Origin of the sequence: Streptococcus oralis subsp. oralis, assembly GCF_002096445.1 — a bacterium.
GTDB lineage: Bacteria > Bacillota > Bacilli > Lactobacillales > Streptococcaceae > Streptococcus > Streptococcus oralis_N.
Genome location: NZ_NCUK01000013.1, coordinates 491,790 through 512,504 on the forward strand (window position 1 = coordinate 491,790; position 20,715 = coordinate 512,504).

Annotated in this window: 23 protein-coding genes and 1 tRNA gene; 17 read left to right on the forward strand and 7 right to left on the reverse strand. The window is 41.8% G+C overall.

Going from position 1 to position 20,715, the window contains the following annotated elements; genetic code table 11:
* Positions 1–24 precede the first annotated feature (24 nt).
* A complete protein-coding gene (gene rsmG, locus B7721_RS05720; protein WP_084877985.1) occupies positions 25–738 on the reverse strand; it encodes a 16S rRNA (guanine(527)-N(7))-methyltransferase RsmG in 714 nt (237 codons plus the stop codon).
* 93 nt (positions 739–831) lie between these two features.
* On the opposite strand from rsmG, the gene B7721_RS05725 reads away from it, so the two are divergent.
* Entirely contained in the window at positions 832–1,392 is a 561-nt protein-coding gene (locus B7721_RS05725; RefSeq protein ID WP_000219838.1) for a LemA family protein, read from the forward strand.
* A gap of 1 nt (position 1,393) precedes the next feature.
* Positions 1,394–2,293, forward strand: coding sequence for a zinc metalloprotease HtpX (htpX, locus tag B7721_RS05730; protein WP_084877987.1), 900 nt, complete (start codon positions 1,394–1,396; stop codon positions 2,291–2,293).
* A 42-nt stretch (positions 2,294–2,335) separates the two neighbouring features.
* Here htpX and B7721_RS05735 read toward each other — a convergent pair whose 3' ends face one another.
* Both B7721_RS05735 and B7721_RS05740 read right to left on the reverse strand, forming a co-directional pair.
* The gene (locus B7721_RS05735; protein ID WP_084877989.1) at positions 2,336–3,895 is read right to left on the reverse strand and encodes an ATP-binding cassette domain-containing protein; all 1,560 of its coding nucleotides are present in this window, start codon (positions 3,893–3,895) and stop codon (positions 2,336–2,338) included.
* A 331-nt stretch (positions 3,896–4,226) separates the two neighbouring features.
* Positions 4,227–4,556: a hypothetical protein gene (locus B7721_RS05740; protein WP_049490794.1), complete on the reverse strand. Its 330-nt coding sequence runs from the start codon at positions 4,554–4,556 to the stop codon at positions 4,227–4,229.
* Positions 4,557–4,724: 168 nt separating this feature from the next.
* Here B7721_RS05740 and B7721_RS05745 point away from each other — a divergent pair, with 168 nt between their 5' ends.
* The 7 genes from B7721_RS05745 (at position 4,725) to B7721_RS05775 (ending at position 13,740) form a co-directional block, all read left to right on the forward strand.
* Positions 4,725–5,267 carry a YceD family protein gene (locus B7721_RS05745; protein ID WP_084877991.1) on the forward strand — a complete coding sequence of 181 codons (543 nt, stop codon included), beginning with the start codon at positions 4,725–4,727 and terminating at the stop codon, positions 5,265–5,267.
* Complete coding sequence (nth, locus tag B7721_RS05750; RefSeq protein WP_084877993.1) at positions 5,268–5,897, forward strand: endonuclease III; 630 nt, start codon at positions 5,268–5,270, stop codon at positions 5,895–5,897.
* 210 nt (positions 5,898–6,107) lie between these two features.
* Positions 6,108–6,629 carry a bifunctional pyr operon transcriptional regulator/uracil phosphoribosyltransferase PyrR gene (gene pyrR / locus B7721_RS05755; RefSeq protein WP_000850018.1) on the forward strand — a complete coding sequence of 174 codons (522 nt, stop codon included), beginning with the start codon at positions 6,108–6,110 and terminating at the stop codon, positions 6,627–6,629.
* 18 nt (positions 6,630–6,647) lie between these two features.
* Complete coding sequence (locus B7721_RS05760) at positions 6,648–7,571, forward strand: aspartate carbamoyltransferase catalytic subunit (protein ID WP_084877995.1); 924 nt, start codon at positions 6,648–6,650, stop codon at positions 7,569–7,571.
* Between the two features lie 49 nt (positions 7,572–7,620).
* Positions 7,621–8,700, forward strand: a complete 1,080-nt coding sequence (locus B7721_RS05765; protein ID WP_084877997.1) for a carbamoyl phosphate synthase small subunit — start codon at positions 7,621–7,623, stop codon at positions 8,698–8,700.
* Between the two features lie 312 nt (positions 8,701–9,012).
* Positions 9,013–12,189 carry a carbamoyl-phosphate synthase large subunit gene (carB, locus tag B7721_RS05770; protein ID WP_084877998.1) on the forward strand — a complete coding sequence of 1,059 codons (3,177 nt, stop codon included), beginning with the start codon at positions 9,013–9,015 and terminating at the stop codon, positions 12,187–12,189.
* A gap of 216 nt (positions 12,190–12,405) precedes the next feature.
* Entirely contained in the window at positions 12,406–13,740 is a 1,335-nt protein-coding gene (locus tag B7721_RS05775; RefSeq protein ID WP_084878000.1) for an Nramp family divalent metal transporter, read from the forward strand.
* Between the two features lie 116 nt (positions 13,741–13,856).
* Here the strand turns inward: B7721_RS05775 and B7721_RS05780 are convergent, their stop codons facing one another.
* Entirely contained in the window at positions 13,857–14,099 is a 243-nt protein-coding gene (locus tag B7721_RS05780) for a type B 50S ribosomal protein L31 (protein ID WP_000710762.1), read from the reverse strand.
* Between the two features lie 92 nt (positions 14,100–14,191).
* Positions 14,192–15,130: a DHH family phosphoesterase gene (locus tag B7721_RS05785; protein ID WP_084878001.1), complete on the reverse strand. Its 939-nt coding sequence runs from the start codon at positions 15,128–15,130 to the stop codon at positions 14,192–14,194.
* A 103-nt stretch (positions 15,131–15,233) separates the two neighbouring features.
* On the opposite strand from B7721_RS05785, the gene B7721_RS05790 reads away from it, so the two are divergent.
* From B7721_RS05790 to B7721_RS05820, 7 genes are all read left to right on the forward strand, one after another.
* Positions 15,234–15,677: a flavodoxin gene (locus B7721_RS05790; protein ID WP_001162125.1), complete on the forward strand. Its 444-nt coding sequence runs from the start codon at positions 15,234–15,236 to the stop codon at positions 15,675–15,677.
* A 117-nt stretch (positions 15,678–15,794) separates the two neighbouring features.
* On the forward strand, positions 15,795–16,061 hold the full coding sequence (locus B7721_RS05795) for a chorismate mutase (protein ID WP_061587597.1): 267 nt from the start codon (positions 15,795–15,797) through the stop codon (positions 16,059–16,061).
* On the forward strand, positions 16,058–16,432 hold the full coding sequence (crcB, locus tag B7721_RS05800) for a fluoride efflux transporter CrcB (protein ID WP_084878003.1): 375 nt from the start codon (positions 16,058–16,060) through the stop codon (positions 16,430–16,432). Before B7721_RS05795 ends, crcB (B7721_RS05800) begins: the two co-directional genes overlap by 4 nt.
* Positions 16,426–16,755 carry a fluoride efflux transporter CrcB gene (crcB, locus tag B7721_RS05805; RefSeq protein WP_084878005.1) on the forward strand — a complete coding sequence of 110 codons (330 nt, stop codon included), beginning with the start codon at positions 16,426–16,428 and terminating at the stop codon, positions 16,753–16,755. The genes crcB (B7721_RS05800) and crcB (B7721_RS05805) overlap by 7 nt, the downstream gene beginning before the upstream one ends.
* Positions 16,756–16,873: 118 nt before the next feature.
* A complete protein-coding gene (rplS, locus tag B7721_RS05810; protein ID WP_001068669.1) occupies positions 16,874–17,221 on the forward strand; it encodes a 50S ribosomal protein L19 in 348 nt (115 codons plus the stop codon).
* Positions 17,222–17,263: 42 nt separating this feature from the next.
* Positions 17,264–17,335, forward strand: a tRNA-Arg gene (locus B7721_RS05815).
* A 153-nt stretch (positions 17,336–17,488) separates the two neighbouring features.
* Positions 17,489–18,091, forward strand: coding sequence for an AbiV family abortive infection protein (locus B7721_RS05820; protein WP_084878006.1), 603 nt, complete (start codon positions 17,489–17,491; stop codon positions 18,089–18,091).
* Between the two features lie 44 nt (positions 18,092–18,135).
* Here the strand turns inward: B7721_RS05820 and yidA are convergent, their stop codons facing one another.
* Positions 18,136–18,942: a sugar-phosphatase gene (gene yidA / locus B7721_RS05825; RefSeq protein ID WP_084878008.1), complete on the reverse strand. Its 807-nt coding sequence runs from the start codon at positions 18,940–18,942 to the stop codon at positions 18,136–18,138.
* Between the two features lie 9 nt (positions 18,943–18,951).
* Positions 18,952–20,259: an HD domain-containing protein gene (locus tag B7721_RS05830; RefSeq protein WP_084878009.1), complete on the reverse strand. Its 1,308-nt coding sequence runs from the start codon at positions 20,257–20,259 to the stop codon at positions 18,952–18,954.
* 71 nt (positions 20,260–20,330) lie between these two features.
* On the opposite strand from B7721_RS05830, the gene B7721_RS05835 reads away from it, so the two are divergent.
* Positions 20,331–20,708 (forward strand): DUF1934 domain-containing protein, encoded by a 378-nt coding sequence (locus B7721_RS05835; protein WP_084878011.1) that lies wholly within the window; start codon positions 20,331–20,333, stop codon positions 20,706–20,708.
* Positions 20,709–20,715 lie beyond the last annotated feature (7 nt).

Here is a 20,715-nt window from a genome sequence, read left to right on the forward strand (position 1 = left end):
TTTTAAACAAGGGTGCACTATTGTTTAAAGTGGGCGTTTGTTTGGCATGCCAGCCTTTCTTGGGTACTTGTTAGGTGTTTCCTTTTTCTTTTCGACCACAGTGATGTAGCGCGGATCTCCATTTGGCAGGGCGTAGCTGAGATTGTCCTCTACCTTACTAAAGAGGAGGTTAAGGGCATTCTGGGCTTCTAGCAATTCCTCAGGAGCATTGCTGGCCTTGAGTGCCAATAGTTTTCCGCCGACTTTAAGATAGGGAATGGTCAGCTCAGACAAAACCTGCATGCGAGCAACCGCACGAGCTGTTACAAAATCATATTGAGCACGGAAATTCTTGTCTTGGGCAAAGTCTTCTGCCCGTCCATGATAGAAGTGAACACCATCCAAATCCAACTCCTGAGCCAAAAGCTGAAGGAAGTTGATGCGCTTATTGAGCGAATCAATGATGGTCACATCTAACTGAGGATAGAGGATTTTCATGGGTAGACTAGGAAATCCTGCCCCCGCTCCGATATCAAGAAGTTTGATAGTTTCATTTGAAATCAAACCTTGCAGAATAGGTGCAATCGAATCATAAAAGTGCTTAAGGTAGACTTCTTCTTTATCCGTAATAGCGGTCAGGTTAATCTTTTCATTCCACTCCACCAAGAGTTCAAAATACCGTTCAAATTGGTTCTTTTGCTGGTCCGAAAGTGGAATATTTTGCTCAGCGAGCAAGCTGTAAAATGTTTCTGGTTTCATAGTCTTTTCCTTCTCTAGTATCATCTTATTTTACCATATTCAATAAAATTTTGATATACTGGTAGTAATCTAAAAGTAGAAAGGAATAAGATTATGACTTGGATTATTCTTGGAGTTTTGGCTCTGATTGTTATTTTTGTGATTGTTAGCTATAACGGTTTGGTTAAAAATCGTATGCAGACCAAGGAGGCTTGGAGCCAGATAGATGTTCAGTTGAAGCGTCGTAATGATCTCCTCCCAAACTTGATTGAAACAGTCAAAGGCTATGCGAAATATGAAGGTTCTACCTTGGAAAAAGTAACAGAACTTCGTAGACAAGTAGCCGCAGCAACTTCACCGGCAGAAGCTATGAAGGCCAGTGATGCCCTTACCCGTCAGATTTCTGGTATCTTTGCAGTAGCAGAGAATTACCCAGACTTGAAAGCTAGTGCTAACTTTATCAAATTGCAAGAAGAGTTGACCAATACAGAAAATAAAATTTCATACTCACGCCAACTCTACAACAGTGTTGTCAGCAACTACAATGTAAAACTTGAAAGTTTCCCAAGCAACATCATCGCAGGACTATTTGGATTTAAAGCTGCAGACTTCCTTCAAACACCTGAAGAGGAAAAGGCTGTTCCTAAAGTTGACTTTAGCGGATTAGGTGACTAAGATGTTGTTTGATCAAATTGCGAGCAATAAACGAAAAACCTGGATTTTGTTGCTGGTATTTTTCCTACTTTTAGCTCTTGTTGGTTATGCGGTTGGCTATCTCTTTATGCGTTCAGGTCTTGGTGGCATGATTATTGCCTTGATTATTGGTCTTATCTACGCTCTGACCATGATCTTTCAATCGACAGAGATTGTCATGTCTATGAATGGGGCGCGTGAGGTTGATGAGCAAACAGCCCCAGACCTCTACCATGTAGTAGAAGATATGGCCATGGTCGCTCAGATTCCCATGCCACGTGTTTTCATCATTGAGGATTCTTCTTTAAATGCCTTTGCAACAGGTTCAAACCCGCAGAATGCCGCAGTAGCAGCAACGTCGGGTCTTCTGGCTATCATGAATCGTGAGGAGCTAGAAGCTGTTATGGGGCATGAAGTCAGTCATATTCGAAACTACGATATCCGCATTTCGACCATTGCTGTCGCCCTTGCCAGTGCCATTACCCTTCTGTCTAGTATGGCAGGACGGATGATGTGGTGGGGTGGCGCAGGTCGTAGACGGAGTGATAATGATCGTGATGGAAATGGTTTGGAGATTATCATGCTTGTTATCTCTCTCTTAGCCATTGTTCTAGCACCTCTCGCAGCAACCTTGGTGCAACTTGCCATTTCCCGTCAGAGGGAATTTCTGGCGGATGCATCTAGTGTGGAGCTGACTCGCAATCCTCAAGGGATGATCAATGCCTTGCGTAAGTTGGACAATAGCGAGCCGATGCATCACCATGTTGACGATGCCAGCAGCGCTCTTTATATCAATGATCCTAAGAAAGGTGGTGGACTTCAAAAACTCTTTTATACCCACCCACCTATCACAGAACGAATCGAACGCTTGAAACACATGTAAAAAATCCAGAGGTCGTCTCTGGATTTTTGCTATGTTCAACATTTATAAATCTTGTAAATCGACGACTTCCAAACCATTTTCTGTCAAACGATAGATACTCGTACAGACCTCTTTTAAGAAGCGTCTGTCATGCGAAACAGTGATCAGACCGCCTAGATAGGAGGCAAATAGTTTTCTGATTTCGGGTTGAGAAGTGGGAGAAAAATTACGTGTAGGCTCATCCAGAAGGAGAAAGTTTGGTTTGCGCAACACTAAATCCAAAAGTAGGAGTTTACCTTGTTGCCCACCAGATAGGGAGCGGATTTGATGGTGCATCTCTGGATAGCTGAAATTGAGACTGGCTAGGTGAGATTGGATTTTCTGTAGTTCCTCTTTTTGTCCAGTTTGGCTGAGATAGGCTACTGGAGATAAATCCAATTGCAGTTTTTTATGGTAATCTTGTGGCATAAAACCAAGCGAAATTTCTCTTTTGGCGCTAAGTAGTTGCTGCAACTTGGCTAACAGAGTTGATTTTCCAGCACCATTTGGCCCGATGATACCGATTTTATCTTGGCCACGAACAGTTAGTTGTAACTCCTGAGCTAAAATGCGCTTGCCAATGGATAAATTTTCTTTTTCCAGTTGGATTAAGACTTTAGAAGCCGGTAATGGTTGGATATCTGAGAAGAAAAGTTGGATTTGTTCCTCTTCAAGTGGCATTTGGGTCATGGACTGAGCTTCCTTTTCAAAGCGTTTTTCTTGAGAGAGAACAGTTTTCATCTTTTTAGCCAATAGGCGACCGGCAGTACTGTCTTTGGTTGCTCGAAGTGCAGTTTCTACATTTTGCTTGACGCGGCGATGTTTTTCCATGGTTTTGTCATAGGCTCTCTGGTCGTTAGCAGCTTGCTGACTTTGTCTGGCAAAATTAGCCTTTCTCTGCTCACTATAGCGATCATAGTCTAAATGCTCGACTAGCGTTTCCGCTTCTTTCCGATGCTTGACCAGTCGCAAGTGAACAATAGTATCAGCCGTTTGAGAAAGAAAGTCTTCATCATGGGAAATGAAAATAACAGTTTGCCGAATCTTTTGAATTTGACTTTTTAGCCAATCAATCGTTTCAAGGTCTAAGTCATTTGAAGGTTCATCTAAAAATAGAATCTCAAAAGGCTTTGCCAACTCATGGATGAGTTGAACTTTCAAAGCTTCGCCCCCTGATAGACTGCCAATTTCTTGGTCGCTAGCAAAACGGTCGCTATCAAAGTGCAACTCCTCCGCCAAACGATAAAGAATACTGTAGTCTAAATCAGCAGAATCCAAAAAGAAGTAGTCGTGTAGAGTTTTCTTTTTCAGGTCCTCAGCTAGTTTTTGAGGAATGTAGGCCAGTGATTGAAGGTCAGACTGAATGTCGCCCTTGATAGTAAAATCAGGCAATGCTTCCCCCATTAAAGCTCGTAGTAAAGTCGATTTACCATTTCCTTCTTCACCAATAATAGCAACCTTTTCCCCGTCTTGGATAGTCATGCTTAAGTCAGATACAAGGTCTCGTAAATCTTTGTTTTGTGTGATGGTCAGATGATTGATTTTTATCATATTGTTGCCCTTTCTAGAATGTCGATAGTTCATAACAAAAAGCTCTACTTTATCTAGTAGAGCCCAAAGTCACTGTCAAAACTCTGTTATCCTCGTTGAAAAACTCGTCAAACTAGCTTGGAGTTGTCTAACCCAACCCAAGAGGAGCATAATTTTCTAGTTTTTTGATTTTCAATGGGGACAAGATACTAGAAAATCTAGTATGAAAAGAGCACACAAAAAGAGACAAAAACAAGATCTACTAAATAAAGATTCTTTATTTGATAGACTTAGTTGTTCATGTCTCCCTTACCTCCGAGTATTAGTACCTCTATCCTATACCTTTCAGGAAATTTTGTCAACAGAAAACAAGTAATTTCAAGCTCTATAATCCGAAAACAGGCCCATAGAGAGTTAGCACGTGTTTGACGTGTTCGTAGTGGAACTTGTCATAGTTGCGCCAAGCAGCACGAGCTTGATCGTTTAGTTTTAGGCTCCCTAGTCCAATCAGAAGACTGGTGCGTTGGTAAAATTTCTCAAGGTCGATTAAGATACTGTTGTCCAGCTTTTCTGCTTTTTTTAGTTCCTTAAGAGTGGTGTTCAGCAGCTCTTGCAGTCGAAGATCATCGGCTGTTCCTTGTTTGCAGCTTTGGTAGCTTTTATTTAACTCGGAAAGGAGTTGGTAAGCTTCAGTGATGAGTGCTTTGTCTTCCATGTGAGCATCCTCCTTGCTCTGATCTATTCTTGCCTATAGTATAGCACTAATCAGAAAATATGTCATAGTAAATATGTTAAAAAATGAGATTTTAATATCAAAGTTTGGAAAGCTGACTTATAGCCCTTTCATGGTATAATCAAGTGAGTACATCTTTATGGAGGAAATATGAAGTTAAATATTCAAGAAATTCGTAAGCAACCTGAAGGCCTGCATTTTGAACAAGCTTTAGACCTGGCAGCAGACTTGCGTAAACGGAATCAAGAAATTTTAGATGTCAAAGATATCCTTGCAGTGGGGAAGGTGCAGTACGAAGACCGTCTGTATTTCTTAGACTATCAGTTGTCATATACCATTGTCCTTGCTTCCAGCCGCAGTATGGAGCCAGTTGAGTTGGCTGAATCTTATCCAGTCACAGAAGTTTTCATGGAAGGAGCGACCAACCAACTAGACCAGGAAGTTCTAGATGATGATTTGGTCTTGCCTATCGAAAATGGGGAAATCGACCTTTCTGAGAGCGTAGCAGATAATATTCTGCTCAATATCCCTATCAAGGTCTTGACGGCAGAAGAAGAGGCGGGCCAAGGTTTTGTGTCAGGAAATGACTGGCAAATCATGACTGAGGAAGAATATCAAGCTCAACAAACAGTCAAGAAAGAAGAAAACAGTCCATTTGCTGGCTTGCAAGGACTGTTTGATGGAGACGAGTAGATGGTTTTATCCAAGAAACGTGCCCGTCATGTCATAGAGGAAATTATTGCCCTTTTTCCAGATGCTAAGCCTAGTCTTGATTTTCGCAATCATTTTGAACTACTGGTTGCAGTGATGTTGTCAGCTCAGACGACAGATGCAGCGGTAAATAAGGCGACGCCAGGTCTCTTTGCTGCTTTTCCAACGCCGCAAGCCATGTCTGTCGCGACAGAGAGTGAAATTGCTTCACACATTTCTCGCCTGGGACTGTATCGAAATAAGGCCAAATTCCTTAAAAAATGTGCCCAACAGTTACTAGACGATTTTGATGGTCAAGTCCCTCAGACTCGAGAGGAATTAGAAAGTCTAGCGGGTGTTGGACGCAAAACAGCTAATGTCGTACTGAGTGTGGGCTTTGGGATCCCAGCCTTTGCAGTGGATACTCATGTGGAGCGTATCTGTAAGCATCACGATATCGTTAAAAAATCAGCTACGCCACTTGAAGTAGAAAAACGTGTTATGGATGTCTTGCCACCAGAAGAATGGTTAGCAGCTCACCAGGCTATGATTTACTTTGGACGAGCTATCTGCCATCCCAAAAATCCAGATTGTGACCACTATCCCCAACTGTATGATTTTAGTAATGTTTAAGGGGACTCTGAAAAAGTTTTTGCTTGATTTTAAGGGTGCTTTGTGCTATAGTAAATGGTAACTAAATAGTCCTTTAAACCTGTCCCGTGAGGCAGGCAAGGAGCGCGATAAAGTAGAAGGGTGAAGTCTATACTGTTTATAGTAGGGCTCGCTTGGCTATACATTTCAAGTCTCCTTGTAGAAGGAGACTTTTCTTTTTGGAGGTTTGTCATGAAGACAAAAGAAGTTGTAGACGAATTGACTGTCAAACGAGCGATTACGCGAATTACTTATGAGATTATTGAGCGCAATAAAGATTTGAATAAAATTATCTTAGCTGGGATAAAAACGCGTGGTGTTTTCATCGCTCATCGTATCAAAGAACGTTTGGAGCAGTTGGAAAACATCACTGTTCCTGTTGTTGAATTGGACACCAAACCTTTCCGTGATGATGTTAAAAGCGGAGAAGATACTTCTTTGATTTCTGTTGATGTGACTGACCGTGAAGTTATCTTGGTGGATGATGTACTCTATACAGGCCGTACCATCCGCGCCGCTATTGATAACATTGTCGGCCATGGTCGTCCTGCGCGCGTGAGTCTTGCGGTGCTAGTTGACCGTGGACATAGAGAATTGCCTATCCGTCCAGATTACGTTGGGAAAAATATCCCAACAAGCCGTTCTGAAGAAATTATCGTAGAGATGACAGAACTTGATGGCCAAGACAGAGTTCTGATTACTGAAGAAGCTTAGAAAGCTGAAGGAGTAGCCATGTCAGAAAATCAACAAGTATTGAACCATGTGGTGTCCATGGAAGACCTCACAGTTGATCAAGTGATGAAATTGATCAAACGAGGTATCGAGTTTAAAAACGGAGCCCAACTTCCCTACGAGAACAAACCTATCGTATCGAATCTCTTCTTTGAAGATTCTACACGAACACATAAGTCCTTTGAAGTGGCAGAGATTAAGCTGGGGCTGGAACGACTTGACTTTGATGTGAATACAAGCTCGGTAAACAAGGGTGAGACACTCTATGATACCATCCTAACTCTGTCTGCCTTAGGAGTGGATGTCTGTGTGATTCGTCACCCTGAGGTTGATTACTACAGAGAATTAATTGCGAGTCCGACAATCACGACATCAATTATCAATGGTGGCGACGGTTCTGGGCAACATCCTAGCCAGAGCTTGCTTGATTTGATGACCATTTACGAAGAATTTGGCCGTTTTGAAGGACTCAAGGTCGCGATTGCTGGAGACTTGGACCATTCGCGAGTTGCCAAATCCAATATGCAGATTTTGAAACGTTTAGGTGCAGAGCTCTACTTTGCAGGACCTGAAGAATGGCGAAGTCAAGAATTTGCGGACTATGGACAGTTTGTAACCATTGATGAGATTGTTGACCAGGTGGATGTTTTGATGTTGCTTCGAGTTCAACATGAACGCCACGAAAGTGGAGCCGTCTTTTCAAAAGAAGGCTATCATGCTCAACATGGCTTGAACCAAGAACGCTACAATCGCTTAAAAGAAGAAGCAATCATTATGCATCCTGCTCCAGTAAATCGGGATGTAGAAATCGCTGACCACTTGGTTGAAGCTCCAAAATCACGCATTGTTCAACAAATGACCAATGGAGTCTTTGTTCGAATGGCAATCTTAGAATCCGTATTGGCAAGTAGAAAAGCCAAATAAGACACAAAACGTTAAAAGACGCCAGTGAGCGTCCACGAGAGGTGAAAATATGACAAAAAGACTTCTAGTTTTAGAAGATGGCACAGTTTTTGAAGGTAAGGCCTTCGGTGCAGATATTGATGTAACAGGGGAAATCGTCTTTAACACAGGGATGACAGGTTATCAAGAATCCATTACAGACCAGTCTTATAATGGACAAATATTAACCTTCACTTATCCACTGGTAGGAAATTATGGGATTAACCGTGATGATTACGAATCTATTAGCCCAACTTGTAAGGGTGTTGTAGTATTTGAAGAGGCACGTAGAGCAAGTAACTGGCGGAATCAAATGACGCTGGATGAATTTCTGAAAGCTAAGAAAATTCCTGGTATTTCAGGAATTGATACCCGTGCACTTACAAAAATTATCCGTAAACATGGAACCATGCGTGCAACCTTGACTCATGCTGGAGATAGCATGGATCATATTGCAGATCAACTTCAAGCAACTGTTTTGCCAACTGATAATATCAGACAAGTTTCTACCAAGACTTCTTATCCAGCTCCAGGAGTTGGTTTGAGTGTTGTTTTAGTAGACTTTGGACTTAAACATTCTATTTTACGAGAACTTTCAAAACGCGATTGTAACGTGACTGTAGTTCCGTACACAACTACAGCTGAGGAGATTCTACATTTGAACCCTGACGGAGTTATGTTATCAAATGGTCCGGGAAATCCAGAAGATGTACCGGAAGCACTTGATATGATTCGTGGTATTCTAGGGAAGATTCCAATCTTTGGTATTTGTATGGGTCACCAGCTCTTTGCAATGGCTAATGGTGCAAAGACTTACAAGATGAAGTTTGGTCACCGTGGCTTTAACCATGCAGTTCGTGAAATTGCAACTGGGCGTGTGGACTTTACAAGTCAAAACCATGGTTATGCCGTTAGCCGTGAGGATTTACCAGATCACTTGATAATTACCCACGAAGAAATCAATGACAAGTCAGTTGAAGGTGTACGTCACAGATATCAACCAGGTTTCTCTGTGCAATTCCACCCAGATGCAGCTCCTGGTCCACATGATGCAAGTTATCTATTTGACGAGTTCATCGAGATGATGGAAGCCTTCAAACAAACAAATTAATGACGAGTGTAAAATCGTCGGAGAATTTATGTAACTGAACACGGACGGAAAGCTCGGAATTCAGAGAAACCAACTTGGATTGTCAATCCTTCCTTGGTTTCCTAAAATTCAATCGCTTTCTATTCGTCCTTTGTATCTTATTTAATGTCGCTCTGTGAGGCGACGAATAGAAAGGAGAAGGGTGGTCCGTATTTGCTGAACTGAATACGGGCTACGGACGGTGCTAAAAAGATAGTTATTCCTAGAACTGACAGTTCTTCGTCATAACTTCTATTTTAGCTTTGTCCGCTTGACGCCCTTAATATCTTATAAATGCCTAAACGTACTGATATTCAAAAAATTATGGTGATTGGTTCTGGTCCAATTATTATTGGTCAGGCTGCTGAGTTTGACTATGCTGGGACTCAGGCCTGCCTATCTTTAAAAGAAGAAGGTTATGAGGTTGTCTTGGTAAACTCAAATCCTGCGACTATCATGACTGATAAAGAAATTGCAGACAAGGTTTACATCGAACCAATCACACTTGAGTTTGTGACTCGTATTCTCCGTAAGGAACGTCCAGATGCCTTGCTTCCAACTCTTGGTGGTCAAACAGGGCTCAATATGGCCATGGAATTGTCTAAAAATGGCATCCTAGATGAGCTTGGAGTAGAGCTTCTAGGTACTAAATTGTCTGCCATTGACCAAGCAGAGGACCGTGACCTCTTTAAGCAATTGATGGAAGAGCTTGAGCAGCCAATCCCTGAATCTGAAATTGTCAACACAGTAGAAGAAGCAGTGGCCTTTGCAGCAACAATCGGATACCCAGTCATCGTTCGTCCAGCTTTCACACTTGGTGGTACTGGTGGTGGTATGTGTGCCAATGAGGAAGAACTGCGTGAAATTGCTGAAAATGGTTTGAAGTTATCACCTGTTACCCAGTGTTTGATTGAACGTTCCATTGCTGGTTTCAAGGAAATCGAGTACGAAGTCATGCGTGACTCAGCTGATAATGCCCTTGTGGTTTGTAACATGGAAAACTTTGACCCAGTTGGGATTCACACAGGGGACTCTATCGTATTTGCTCCAGCACAAACCATGTCAGACTATGAAAACCAAATGCTACGTGACGCGAGCTTGAGCATTATTCGTGCGCTCAAGATTGAAGGTGGATGTAACGTTCAGCTGGCCCTTGATCCACGTAGCTTCAAGTACTATGTTATCGAAGTAAACCCTCGTGTATCGCGTTCGTCAGCCCTTGCTTCTAAGGCAACTGGTTATCCGATTGCCAAATTGGCTGCCAAGATTGCCGTTGGTTTGACCCTGGATGAGGTCATCAACCCAGTTACAGGTTCAACTTATGCTATGTTTGAACCAGCTCTTGACTACGTCGTTGCTAAGATTCCACGTTTCCCATTTGACAAGTTTGAAAAAGGTGAGCGTCGTCTTGGAACTCAGATGAAGGCGACTGGGGAAGTCATGGCTATTGGTCGTAACATTGAGGAGTCACTTCTCAAGGCATGTCGCTCTCTTGAAATTGGCGTTCACCACAATGAAATGCCTGAACTGGCAACCGTTTCTGATGATGCCTTGATTGAAAAGGTTGTCAAGGCCCAAGATGACCGTCTCTTCTACGTATCAGAAGCTATTCGCCGTGGTTACACACCAGAAGAAATTGCTGAATTGACTAAGATTGATCTCTTCTATCTTGATAAACTCTTGCACATCTTTGAAATTGAGCAAGAGTTGGGTGCCCATCCACAAGATCTAGAAGTCTTGAAAACAGCTAAACTCAATGGATTTTCAGACCGCAAGATTGCTGAGCTTTGGGGAACGACTGCTGACCAAGTTCGCCAACTTCGCTTGGAAAATAAGATTGTCCCAGTTTACAAGATGGTCGATACCTGTGCGGCAGAGTTCGACTCTGAAACACCATATTTCTATTCAACCTATGGTTGGGAAAATGAGTCTATCAAGTCTGATAAGGAATCTGTACTTGTCCTAGGTTCAGGTCCAATCCGTATCGGGCAAGGGGTTGAGTTTGACTATGCAACGGTTCACTCAGTTAAAGCTATCCAGGCAGCTGGTTATGAAGCCATCATCATGAACTCAAATCCAGAGACCGTTTCAACCGACTTCTCGGTATCAGACAAACTTTACTTTGAGCCATTAACATTCGAAGATGTCATGAATGTTATTGACTTGGAGCAACCAAAAGGCGTTATCGTGCAGTTCGGTGGTCAAACAGCTATCAACCTTGCAGAGCCATTGGCAAAAGCAGGTGTGACCATCCTTGGTACGCAAGTCGCTGACTTAGACCGTGCCGAAGACCGTGACCTCTTCGAGCAAGCCCTTAAAGACTTGGATATTCCACAGCCACCAGGACAAACAGCTACCAATGAAGAAGAAGCCGTACTTGCAGCTCGCAAGATTGGTTTCCCAGTCCTCGTTCGTCCATCTTATGTCTTGGGTGGACGTGCTATGGAAATCGTTGAAAACGAAGAAGACCTTCGTTCTTACATGCGTACCGCTGTTAAGGCCAGTCCAGACCACCCAGTCCTTGTTGACTCTTACATCGTTGGTCAGGAGTGCGAAGTCGATGCTATTTCAGACGGAGAAAATGTCCTCATCCCTGGTATCATGGAGCACATCGAACGTGCCGGTGTCCACTCAGGTGACTCAATGGCCGTTTACCCACCACAAACCTTGTCGCAAAAGGTTCAGGAGACCATCGCAGACTATACCAAACGTCTAGCAATAGGTCTTAACTGTCTTGGGATGATGAACATTCAGTTTGTCATCAAGGATGAGAAAGTCTATGTTATTGAGGTCAATCCACGTGCCAGCCGTACGGTTCCATTCCTTTCTAAGGTAACCAATATTCCTATGGCTCAGGTAGCGACTAAGCTCATTCTTGGGCAGAGTCTTGAAGAACTTGGCTACCAAGATGGACTTTATCCAGAAAGCACTCGCGTTCATATCAAGGCACCAGTCTTCTCCTTTACGAAACTAGCTAAGGTAGATAGCTTACTCGGTCCTGAAATGAAGTCAACAGGGGAAGTTATGGGTTCTGATACTACTCTTGAAAAAGCTTTGTACAAGGCTTTTGAAGCTTCTTACCTGCACTTGCCAACCTTTGGGAATGTGGTCTTTACCATCGCTGATGATGCCAAAGATGAAGCCTTGGACTTGGCTCGTCGTTTCCAAAATATCGGCTACGGTATCCTCGCGACAGAAGGGACAGCAGCCTTCTTTGCCAGTCATGGACTGCAAGCTCAACCTGTTGGTAAGATTGGTGACGATGAACAGGATATCCCAAGCTTTGTCCGCAAAGGGAAAATCCAAGCGATCATCAATACTGTCGGAACCAAACGAACTGCTGACGAAGATGGTGAGCAAATCCGTCGTTCAGCCATTGAACACGGTGTGCCCCTCTTCACAGCCCTAGACACAGCAAATGCCATGCTCAAGGTGCTAGAAAGCCGTAGTTTTGTCACAGAAGCGATCTAGTTGAGAAAGAATTTTCACAGTTTTAAAGCCAGCGTCAGAAAACGCTGGCTTTTGCAATACAGTTATTGTCTATTTCAACCATCATTCTTTCCTTAAGAATCATTTTAAAATGTGATATAATAAGAAAGAATTGGAAATAGGAAACTATTTTCATTATATTTTCAAAAATTCCATTAAGAAAATAGGTAAAGACAGATTAGAAAGTGTAAAATTCCGATGTCTTCTTACAAAAAAGTCTCTCTTTCTGAGATCAATCAATCTATTGAAACTCCCAATAACAATCATTTTTGGCAAAATCTAAAAGCATTCTTAGGACCTGGAGCCCTTGTAGCAGTTGGTTATATGGATCCTGGAAACTGGATTACCAGTGTGGTTGGTGGTGCATCCTACAAATATAGTCTCTTATTTGTTATTTTGATTTCATCCATCATTGCTATGCAGTTACAACAGATGTCTGGAAAGCTCGGTATCGTGACTAGGATGGACCTAGCACAGGCAACAGCTCATCATGCTCCCAAATGGCTCCGCTATAGTTTGTGGCTGATTTTAGAATTAGCTTTAATGGCGACAGACTTAGCCGAGGTTTTAGGCTCAGCGATTGCCTTAAATCTTTTATTTAAAATACCGATTATGGTCGCTATCCTCCTAACCGTTTTAGATGTATTTCTTTTGTTGTTGTTGATGAAATTCGGCTTCAAAAAAATTGAAGCCATTGTTACGACCCTTATTTTAACCATATTAGCCATCTTTACATATCTGGTGGCCTTATCTAGTCCAAGTATTCAGGGTATCTTTGGTGGTTATTTACCGACTCCTACATTATTTGAAACACCTTTGCCAGGTCATGAAAGCCAATTGACCTTGGCTCTAGGAATTGTAGGAGCGACAGTCATGCCCCATAATCTCTATCTTCATTCCTCTCTATCCCAAACAAGGAAAATCAATCACAAAGATAAGAAGGATGTTCGAAAAGCCGTGCGTTTTATGACCCGGGATTCAAATCTTCAGTTGTCCCTAGCCTTTATTGTCAATTCCTTGCTTCTCATTTTAGGGGCATCTCTCTTTTTTGGTCATGCATCTGAAATTTCAGCTTTCTCTCAAATGTACAATGCTTTACAGGATTCGAAGATAGCAGGAGCGATAGCTAGTTCAACTCTGTCAACTTTATTTGCCCTAGCCCTCTTAGCAAGTGGACAAAATTCGACCATTACAGGTACTTTAACAGGACAGATTGTCATGGAAGGCTTCTTACATCTGAAATTGCCTCAGTGGATTATCCGTATCGGTACCCGTATTTTTGCCTTGCTCCCTGTGATTATAGTCGCCGTCTTGTTTGGACATCAAGAAAAAACCTTGGATCAGTTATTGGTCTATTCACAGGTCTTTCTGTCAATCGCTCTTCCGTTTTCAATCTTCCCCTTAATCTATCTGACCTCTAAGAAGTCACTGATGGGAGAATTCGCCAATGCTAAGTGGAATACCATCCTAGGTTACGCAGTTTCAATCATCTTGACCATTCTCAATATCAAGCTTCTTTTCGATATTTTTTAAACTCGTTTGAAATCAATTATAGTGTCAGCGTGAAGGTTGACAAATAGAAAGTAGTAGTGATTGATTCATAAAAATAAGTACAAAAAAAGAACAGTGGTAACTGTTCTTTTTTATCATTATTTGAGACCGTATTTTTTGTTGAAACGATCCACGCGTCCATCTGCTTGAGTGAACTTTTGACGTCCAGTGTAGAATGGGTGTGAGTCTGATGAAATTTCCACACGGATCAATGGGTAAGTTTCGCCTTCGAACTCAACAGTTTCGTTAGAGCGTTTTGTTGAACCGCTAAGGAATTTGTAACCAGTAGTTGTGTCCATGAAGACAACTGGGCGATATTCTGGATGGATATCTTTTTTCATTTTGCAATATTTCCTTTCTGCCATGGTCTCTTTGCGAGCCATAGATTGTTACCCTACTAGTCTATCAGATTCCGGTAAGTTTGGCAAGTCTTTTATTTACTTTTAAGCAAGTTTTTTAGTTTTTGATAGATGACATCATTTTCCTCTAAACTATAAGAATTAGCGCCACTGGCTAATGGATGTCCTCCTCCGTCGTGTTGTTTGGCAATTTCATTGATAGGAGTGATTTTACTTCGCATACGCACACGGAAGTGGCCATCAGCTTGTTCAACAAAAATAGCCCAAGCCTCAACAGTATCAATTCGGCCAGGTGCTCCGACGATTGCAGCTGTTTCAGCGTCAGTAACATTATACTCTTTCAAGATTTCTTGACTGAGAAGAACGCGAGCGGCTCCGTTTTCATCAACTTCTAAATGATCATAGACAAAGCCTTGCAATTTTGCAATCTTGAAGCTCATGGTATCCATTTGACGAGACAATCCAGCAAAGTCAAAATCAACTTCTCTGAGCTGGCTAGCTATTCTAAAGGTACGAGCACTAGTTGATGGGTAGAGAAAACGCCCTGTGTCCCCTACAATTCCTGCATAGAGAAGTCGTGCCGCTTCACTAGACAAAGCTAGCTGATTTTCTTGAGCAAATAATGCAATCATCTCACTGGCACTGCTTGAACTTGTATCCACCCAAGATAGGTCACCATAAATATCATCATTTGGATGGTGATCGATTTTGATGGTGAAAGCGGCTTGTTCGTAGCGTTTATCATCGATACGAGGACGATTCGCTGTATCACAAATAATAGCAAGAGCTCCGTGGTAGTCACTGTCTTGGACAGTATCCATTTCCGCCATCCAGATTAGAGTTGGTTCGTTAAAACCGACTGCTTTGATGGTCTTTTCTGGGAAATGGTGTGTGAGAAGAGCTTTCAAACCTACCTGACTCCCTAAGGCATCAGGATCTGGTTTCATATGGCGGTGAATGATAATGGTATCGTATTCTTTGATTTTCTCTAAAATTTGCTGGCAAATTTCCATAAATAACCTCAATTCTTTCTCATTTCATTGTAGCACAAGAATTTTTATTTTTAAAATGAAAAAGATATGATATAATGGAGAAAGATAAATTGAGGAGGACGATATGGCATTAGCAAAAATTGTATTTGCCAGTATGACCGGTAATACCGAAGAAATTGCAGATATTGTAGCAGACAAATTGCGTGACTTGGGCTTGGATGTCGATGTGGATGAATGTACGACTGTTGACGCTTCAGACTTCTTGGAGGCGGACATCGCAATCGTTGCGACTTACACTTACGGAGATGGAGAATTGCCGGATGAGATGATGGACTTCTACGAAGACCTAGCTGATCTCAACTTGAATGGTAAAATCTACGGAGTGGTTGGTTCAGGTGACACCTTCTACGACGAATTCTGTAAGGCTGTCGATGACTTTGATCGTGTTTTTGTAGCGACAGGAGCAGAAAAAGGTTCAGAGTGCGTTAAAGTAGACCTTTCTGCCGAAGAAGAAGATATTGAACGCTTGGAACAATTCGCAGAAGAATTGGCTGCAAAAGTAGGATAAGAATCAAACTGCGCTGACTGGAAGAAGTCAGTGCGTTTTTTTATTAGTTTTTTTGGGATTTTACTAGCCTATTTAGAGGCTTTTTGATACAATAATTCAAATAAAGGAGGAGACACTATGGATTTAGATATTATTCGGCAAGAAATTGATCAAATCGACGACCAAATCGTTAAGCTCCTAGAAGAACGGATGCACTTAGTTGAAGGGGTTGTCGCTTATAAGAAAGCATCTGGTAAGCCAATCTTAGATACCAAGCGAGAAGAAATCATTTTTGAAAAAGTCAGAAATCGAGTAGAAGATAAGCGCTATCAGGAGACCATTGTTGCGACTTTTTCAGACATTCTCAAACGTTCGCGTGATTATCAGGATCAAAATATCAAATGAAAAAAGAACAATTCTATCCGCTAGGAATTTTTCTGGCTGCAATGGTGGGAGGCCTTGTCCGCTATCTGGTTTCTACTTGGTTACCAGCCAGTCCAGACTTTCCTTGGGGAACTCTCTTTGTCAACTATCTAGGCATTTTCTGCCTGGTCTATCTGGTAAAAGGCTATCTGGTCTATAAGGGAAGCAGTAAAGGTTTGGTTTTGGCGCTGGGGACAGGATTTTGTGGTGGCCTGACAACCTTTTCTAGCCTAATGCTTGATGCAGTAAAACTGCTTGATACCGGGCGTTATCTTAGCTTAGGCATCTACCTACTTTTGAGCATTGGTGGAGGTCTACTCTTGGCTTATGTTCTAGGGAGGAAGAAATGGTAATCGTTTATCTTGCAATCGCTTGCGGGTTCGGAGCCCTGGTGCGTTATTTCTTTTCCCGCTATAATCAAGCTTCTAAATTGCCATTGGGAACTCTCATAGTCAATCTTCTAGGATGTTTTTTGATCGGCCTACTCTACAATCATGTGGAATCCAAGGAAATCTATGCCATCCTAGCGACAGGTTTTTGTGGAGGGTTGACGACCTTTTCAACCTTGAATGACGAGCTGCAAAGACTAATCAGTGACAAGAAGGTATTTTATAGCTATTTTCTCTTAACTTACATAGGCGGTTTTCTAGCGATTTTTTTAGGAATTCTGCTATAAATTTCTTTACTTTTAGGTGGAAATTTGGTAAACTGTATCTTGTGTGTAATGGACGCACAAAAATACAGTTTATCCGCTGAGGAAGGTTCCTCAAGATTGACAAAGATAGGAGAATAAAATGAATCCATTAATCCAAAGCTTGACTGAAGGTCAACTTCGTACAGATATCCCATCATTCCGTCCTGGTGACACAGTTCGTGTACACGCGAAAGTTGTCGAAGGTAACCGTGAACGTATCCAGATTTTTGAAGGTGTTGTTATTGCACGTAAAGGTGCGGGCATCTCAGAAAACTACACAGTTCGTAAAATCTCTAACGGTGTAGGTGTTGAGCGTATCTTCCCAATCCACACTCCACGTGTTGAAAAGATCGAAGTTGTTCGTTACGGTAAAGTACGTCGTGCGAAATTGTACTACTTGCGTGCTCTTCAAGGTAAAGCAGCTCGTATCAAAGAAATCCGTCGTTAATTCGACTAAAAAACTCTGCTTACCCAGCAGGGTTTTTCTCTAGCTCCCTTAGTTCAATGGATATAACAACTCCCTCCTAAGGAGTAGTTGCAGGTTCGATTCCTGCAGGGGGCATATAAACTACTTATTCTACTAGGGTTTTGAGGTGTTTCGCCCCGAATTCGCCCCTAAATTACAAGAATTATATAAAGTGTTGACATAGGTTTGATAAGCAACCCCTAGAATTACTTTGACAAATTATCATGAATTATAAAATTTGGAGTACTAATGGTCGATAAAGATTTTTCTTTTGATAAGATAGAACCTATCTTAAACGGAACTAGCAATTTTTATATTTCTTCAAAAGAAGAATTGAATAAATGCTTAGATCATGTTGTTCAGTTGATTTCGGATTCATATGTTTTATATATAAATAATTCATATACCTCCTCCTCTTTTTTAGCTATTAGTGTTCTAGAAGAGGTTGGAAAAATTCAAATGGGAATATTTATTAAAGGTTCAGATTCCTATGTGAGAAAAGATAAATTAAGAGATCATAAGTCTAAACAAATTGTTGGAGCGAGCTACACTATTTGTATGGGCGAAAGGATTAAAAATGCAATTTCTAATGAAAATTTGGAGAAGATTTTTAAATTTATTTATTCTGGTGAATTAAAAGATTTAAGAGAAAAAGCAATTTATTGTGATAGAAAAAATAACAATATTGTGACACCAAAAGATTTGATTACTCAAGAACTTGCAAGAAACCTACTTTTATTTGCGATAGAATCATTTGATGATAATCTGGTGGGATGGACGAATTACTCAATTGAGTTATCAAAGAAAACTGATTTGTTTTTTGAAATTATTGCTAATTCTAAAATGAAATAGACGAAAACCGCTCAGCAGAGCGGTTTTCGTCTATTCTTGCCTTTTTACAATACCCACGTTCGGATAGCATGGGCAACGCCGGATTCGTCGTTTGTTTTGGTGATGTATTTGGCAATTTTTTTGAGTTCTGGATTTCCATTTTCCATAACAACGGGGTTGCCAACGACTTCCAGCATGGCACGGTCATTTTCTTCGTCACCGATTGCCATGGTTTCATCTTTGGTCAATCCAAGTTTTTCAGCCAGGTGAGTGATGGCTGAGCCCTTGTCTACATTCTTTTTAAGAAGTTCGAGGTAGAAGGGAGCAGATTTGTTGATGGAGTAGCGTTCGTAAAATTCTGCTGGTATCTTTTCAATCGCAGCATCGAGAATCTCTGGTTCATCGATGAACATACATTTGACAATTTCCTTGCCAGCCATTTCTTCAGGGGTGCGGTAGAAGATAGGCATGCTGACGAGGGTTGATTCGTGCACCGTGTATTTTCCGATATTGCGATTGGCAGTATAGATACCGTCCTTGGTAATAGCGTGCATATGGACACCGAGCTTGCGACTGAGAAATTCCATATCTAGATAATCCTCATAGGTCAAGGATTCGCTGATAATCTCATGGGCAGTAGCAGTCTCTTGGACAAGGGCACCGTTGAAGGTCACGACATAGTCACCTTGGTCTCTTAACTGCAAGTCGTCCAGAAGTTTGGCAACACCTGCGATAGGACGACCCGTTGCAATCACGACTTTGACACCAGCTTGTTTGGCATCTTGGATGGCAGAAAAGACTTCCGGAGTGATTTCCTTTTTACTGTTGACTAGGGTACCATCGATATCGACGGCGATTAGTTTAATACTCATAAATTTCCTCTATTCATTCTTATTTGGGGTAAAATGATCGTTCTCAATCAAGTGTAAAAATTGCTGGGTGATACTTGCGAAGATGCTGTTTTGTTCCAACATTTCTTTAGGAAAATAGAAACGATTGTCACCGTGGCGACTGCCAGCAAGGGATTGGACGATAGGGGACAGGCTAGAGAGTTCTGCCAGTTCTCCATTTTTTTGTAAAATTTCAATCTGTGTCCGTGGATTTTCAGATTCGGGACGATAGATATCATAAGGGAGGTCAAAGTTCTTATGAATAGCAGTATAGTAGTCTGGATCAAAACCAATTTCTTCAACCAGTTGTCTCATGGTTGCGAGTTGGTCTTGGTCTTTTTCTGAAAAAGTAATGGATTTAAAGACCTTGCGGTTGACAAAACGTTGCGACAAGTCTGCGAGAATCTTGTCAGGACTGCTCATCCAGAGTTGGAAGTAGGTATTCATCACGCCGTCATCAAGTGCCAGATAGTCAGATAGAGTAACTTTCTTTTCAAAAAAAGGTAGCAAATGAGGAGAAGTGCGTGCAAAGAAGTCTTTGTCCTCAGGGTAGAGTTCCTTAGCACGCTTGAGAAGATTCTGTAGGAGAACTTCCATGGCACGTGTTGCTGGGTGGAAATAAACCTGCATATACATCTGGTAACGACTGAGGACATAATCTTCGATGGCATGCATGCCATTGCGCTGAAAGGCGATGCCATTTTCGACAGGACGAATGACTCGGAGGATGCGAGTAAGGTCAAATTCCCCATAAGATGCTCCTGTAAAATAGGAGTCGCGCAAGAGATAGTCCATGCGGTCTGCATCAATCTGACTAGAAATGAGCTGTACGACCTGCTTGTTAGGGTAGGTATGATCGATGACACTGGCTACCTTCTCCGGGAAATCGGGTGCTACTTGTAGTAGGACTTGGTGAATCTCTGTCTCAGGACTTTGGATGATTTCCTGGGTAACGGCCTCATGATCTGTATCAAAGAGATTTTCAAAAGTATGCGAGTAGGCACCATGCCCAAGGTCATGAAGGAGCGCAGCGGTCATGGTCAAGAGAGACTCAGCAGGATCCCATTCTTCAGGATATTTTTCTTCAAAAATCTCCGTGATACGTCGAGCAATCTCATAGACTCCCAAACAGTGGGAAAAGCGACTGTGCTCACCACCATGGAAGGTATAGCTGGAAGTTCCTAGTTGCTTAATACGGCGCAGACGTTGAAATTCTTTTGTATTGATCAAGTCGTATATGACCTGATTGTTTACATGGATGTAGTTGTGAACTGGGTCACGGAATACTTTTTCGTTCATATGACCATTATAGCAAAATCCTGCTCTTTTTGGTAAAATAGTAGGACAAGAGACAAGAAAGAGGACCTGATGTGAAGATTCGGATGCGAAATACGATTCAGTTTGATGAGCAGTTGGAAGTGATTGACCAGCTTTATGACGTGGAGGTGCATGAAAAGGGAGATTATCGTTATTTGCTTTTCTATAATGAGGAAAAGGAAAAAGTGGTTCTCAAGTTTCATGAAGAAGAACTAGTGATGACCCGTTTCTCGAGTCCCAAAACCATCATGCGTTTTCTCAAGGATAGTGATAGTTTAGCTTATATTCCGACTCCAATGGGGATGCAGGAGTTTATCATTCAAACGAGTCACTACAAACTGGATGGGCAAAAGATTGAGCTAGCCTATCAACTACAAAATCAAGAGGGACACCCTTTTGCCAGCTATCAATTAGAAATTACTTGGGGATAAGAAAAAG

Coding starts and splice junctions, on each gene's coding strand:
- rsmG (WP_084877985.1), bottom strand. CDS start 738: ATGAAACCAGAAACATTTTACAGCTTGCTCGCTGAGCAAAATATTCCA.
- B7721_RS05725 (WP_000219838.1), top strand. CDS start 832: ATGACTTGGATTATTCTTGGAGTTTTGGCTCTGATTGTTATTTTTGTG.
- htpX (WP_084877987.1), top strand. CDS start 1,394: ATGTTGTTTGATCAAATTGCGAGCAATAAACGAAAAACCTGGATTTTG.
- B7721_RS05735 (WP_084877989.1), bottom strand. CDS start 3,895: ATGAACTATCGACATTCTAGAAAGGGCAACAATATGATAAAAATCAAT.
- B7721_RS05740 (WP_049490794.1), bottom strand. CDS start 4,556: ATGGAAGACAAAGCACTCATCACTGAAGCTTACCAACTCCTTTCCGAG.
- B7721_RS05745 (WP_084877991.1), top strand. CDS start 4,725: ATGAAGTTAAATATTCAAGAAATTCGTAAGCAACCTGAAGGCCTGCAT.
- nth (WP_084877993.1), top strand. CDS start 5,268: ATGGTTTTATCCAAGAAACGTGCCCGTCATGTCATAGAGGAAATTATT.
- pyrR (WP_000850018.1), top strand. CDS start 6,108: ATGAAGACAAAAGAAGTTGTAGACGAATTGACTGTCAAACGAGCGATT.
- B7721_RS05760 (WP_084877995.1), top strand. CDS start 6,648: ATGTCAGAAAATCAACAAGTATTGAACCATGTGGTGTCCATGGAAGAC.
- B7721_RS05765 (WP_084877997.1), top strand. CDS start 7,621: ATGACAAAAAGACTTCTAGTTTTAGAAGATGGCACAGTTTTTGAAGGT.
- carB (WP_084877998.1), top strand. CDS start 9,013: ATGCCTAAACGTACTGATATTCAAAAAATTATGGTGATTGGTTCTGGT.
- B7721_RS05775 (WP_084878000.1), top strand. CDS start 12,406: ATGTCTTCTTACAAAAAAGTCTCTCTTTCTGAGATCAATCAATCTATT.
- B7721_RS05780 (WP_000710762.1), bottom strand. CDS start 14,099: ATGAAAAAAGATATCCATCCAGAATATCGCCCAGTTGTCTTCATGGAC.
- B7721_RS05785 (WP_084878001.1), bottom strand. CDS start 15,130: ATGGAAATTTGCCAGCAAATTTTAGAGAAAATCAAAGAATACGATACC.
- B7721_RS05790 (WP_001162125.1), top strand. CDS start 15,234: ATGGCATTAGCAAAAATTGTATTTGCCAGTATGACCGGTAATACCGAA.
- B7721_RS05795 (WP_061587597.1), top strand. CDS start 15,795: ATGGATTTAGATATTATTCGGCAAGAAATTGATCAAATCGACGACCAA.
- crcB (WP_084878003.1), top strand. CDS start 16,058: ATGAAAAAAGAACAATTCTATCCGCTAGGAATTTTTCTGGCTGCAATG.
- crcB (WP_084878005.1), top strand. CDS start 16,426: ATGGTAATCGTTTATCTTGCAATCGCTTGCGGGTTCGGAGCCCTGGTG.
- rplS (WP_001068669.1), top strand. CDS start 16,874: ATGAATCCATTAATCCAAAGCTTGACTGAAGGTCAACTTCGTACAGAT.
- B7721_RS05820 (WP_084878006.1), top strand. CDS start 17,489: ATGGTCGATAAAGATTTTTCTTTTGATAAGATAGAACCTATCTTAAAC.
- yidA (WP_084878008.1), bottom strand. CDS start 18,942: ATGAGTATTAAACTAATCGCCGTCGATATCGATGGTACCCTAGTCAAC.
- B7721_RS05830 (WP_084878009.1), bottom strand. CDS start 20,259: ATGAACGAAAAAGTATTCCGTGACCCAGTTCACAACTACATCCATGTA.